Consider the following 390-nt stretch of genomic DNA (forward strand, 5'->3'; position numbering starts at 1 on the left):
CGAGCGTGGCGTCACCGATGACGGCGTGCCAGTCCTTCGGCTCGAGCTGGGAGGTCACCACGGTGCTCGAAAGTCGGTAGCGGTCCTCCAGGACTTCGAGCAGTTCCTTGCGCTCTGGAGCACCGAGTGGCTCAAGGCCGAAGTCGTCGAGGATGAGCACCTGGGCCTTGGCCAGGCGCTTGAGCACCTGCGCGTAGGTTCCATCGGCGCGCGCCTGAGCGAGCTCATCGAAAAGACGTGAGGCCCGGCGGTACACCACCGAGTAGCCATCCCGACACGCCTTCTGTCCCAGGGCGCATGCGAGGAAGGACTTGCCGACGCCCGTGGGTCCGGTGAGGAGCACATTCTGCTTGTCCGCTGCCCACTTCGAGGTGGACAGCTCCATCACCT

Annotated in this window: 1 protein-coding gene; it reads right to left on the reverse strand. The window is 65.1% G+C overall.

The window, feature by feature from the left end; translation table 11 throughout:
* Nucleotides 1-390 (reverse strand): ATP-binding protein (locus HUA78_RS45825; protein ID WP_174479146.1); only part of this gene is annotated, 390 nt, incomplete at both ends.

The organism is Myxococcus sp. CA033 (assembly GCF_013336625.1).
In the GTDB taxonomy this organism is placed as follows: domain Bacteria; phylum Myxococcota; class Myxococcia; order Myxococcales; family Myxococcaceae; genus Myxococcus; species Myxococcus llanfairpwllgwyngyllgogerychwyrndrobwllllantysiliogogogochensis.